We start from the raw sequence: 1752 nt of genomic DNA on the forward strand, positions 1-1752 counted from the left end.
GGTGCTGTGCCGCCTTCGCCCGGTTTCCGCAGATGGCCATCGAGCACCAGCGGCGCCGCCTGCCCACCGACTTGTCGACGAAGCGGCCGCTGCAGTTGTGCCCGTCGCAGATGCGCAGCCGCGCGCGCGTGTCGCCGCTGCCGAGCAGGGTCGCGGCGTCGACGGCGATCCGGCACAGCGCGCGGCGGGCGTCGGCCGGCGCGGTGTCCGTGCGGAAGACGGCGGTGCCGTCCTGCACGTCGAGGCGCGAGGGGTGCTCGCCGAGGCGCGCCAGCCACACGTTGATCGTGCCGGCCGCGGCCTCGGGGAACGGCTCGTCCGCGACGCTCGCCCGGTACCCGGCGTCGATGGCCTCGCGCAGTTCCCTCGCCTCCCGCAGCAGCGCGTCGTCCACGGCGACGTCCTGCGGGGTCACGCCCGCTTCGGCGAACCACTCGGCGAGGTCACCGGGGCCCACCAGCAGTTCGCGGCCGCCTTTGAAGCGGTCACGGAGGGTGTTGACGAAGTCGACGCTCAGCCGCCCGCCGTACCAGACCCAGCGCTCCGGCACTTGGCGATCTTGCACCTGTTCCACAGCCATAACCCCATGATAGGTTACGCGGACCGAGTAACCGTACTACCGGTTAGCAACCGGGGAAGAGGTCGTGCGATGACCCAGCAGGCAGCGGCGCAGGCGCCGAAGGGCGGGTGGCCGGGCGCGGCGAAGGTCTGGCTCCTGGCCCTCGGCATGTTCGCGATCGGCACGGACCTGTTCATCGTGTCCGGGCTGCTGCCCGCGCTCGGCGACGAGCTGGACCTGTCGACGGCCGCGGCCGGTCAGACGGTCACCGTTTTCGCCATCACCTACGCCGTCGCCGCCCCGGTCCTGGCCAGCGTCACCTCCCGGCTCGACCGGCGCACGCTGCTGCTGGCCGTGCTCATCGTCTTCGCCGTGGGCAACGCCCTCTCGGCGTTCGCCCCGAACTACGCCGTGCTGCTCCTCAGCCGCGTCGTCGCCGGCGCCTCCGCCGCGCTCTACGCCTCCACCGCCTCCGCCGTCGCCGCCCGCATCACCGCGCCCGAGCGGCGCGGGCGGGCCCTCGCGATCGTCTACGCGGGCATGACCAGCGCCATCGCCCTGGGCGTCCCGATCGGCAATGCCATCGGCGAGCTCTCCTCGTGGCGCTGGGCGTTCGGCTTCGTCGCCCTGCTCGCCCTCGTCACGGCGCTCGGCGCCGCGGCCGGCATCCCGTCGGTGGAGGGCAACGCGGGCCTGGGCGTCCGCGACCGCCTGGGCGCCGTGCGCATCAAGCGCGCCCCCACCGCCATGCTCACCACCACGCTGTGGGTCGTCGGCACCTTCGTCGTCTACACCTACCTCGGCACCGTGCTGGAGAAGGTCAGCGGCGCCGCCGACGCGGACCGCACCTGGCTGCTCCTGCTGTTCGGCATCGGCAGCTTCGCCGGCGTCATGGGGGGCGGCCGGCTCGCCGACCGCGTCGACTCCACCCGCGGCCTCGCCGCCACCGTCGCCCTGCTCGCCGCCGTCCTCGCAGCCCTCACCCTGGCCCTGCACTCCGTCGTCGGCGCCGCGGTGGGCCTCACCGTCTGGGGCCTGGTGCACTGGGCGAGCTTCCCGCTCATCCAGCACCGCCTGCTGGCCATCGGCGGGAAGAACGGGGACATGCTCCTGGCGCTGAACAACAGCGCCGTCTACATCGGGCAGACCGCCGCGGCCGTGGTGGGCGGGCTCTTCGCCGATGCCGGCCACCT

General features: G+C 73.5%; 2 protein-coding genes. One reads left to right on the plus strand and one right to left on the minus strand.

Annotation, left to right across the window (positions count from 1 at the left end; all coding sequences use genetic code 11):
• Positions 1–580: CGNR zinc finger domain-containing protein (locus tag V7793_RS37240; RefSeq protein ID WP_336014125.1), on the minus strand; the 580-nt coding region annotated here is incomplete at its 3' end.
• 69 nt (positions 581–649) lie between these two features.
• On the opposite strand from V7793_RS37240, the gene V7793_RS37245 reads away from it, so the two are divergent.
• Positions 650–1752 (plus strand): MFS transporter (locus tag V7793_RS37245; protein ID WP_336014126.1); only part of this gene is annotated, 1103 nt, incomplete at its 3' end.

This window comes from Streptomyces sp. KLMMK (assembly GCF_036961605.1).
In the GTDB taxonomy this organism is placed as follows: Bacteria; Actinomycetota; Actinomycetes; order Streptomycetales; family Streptomycetaceae; genus Streptomyces; species Streptomyces telluris.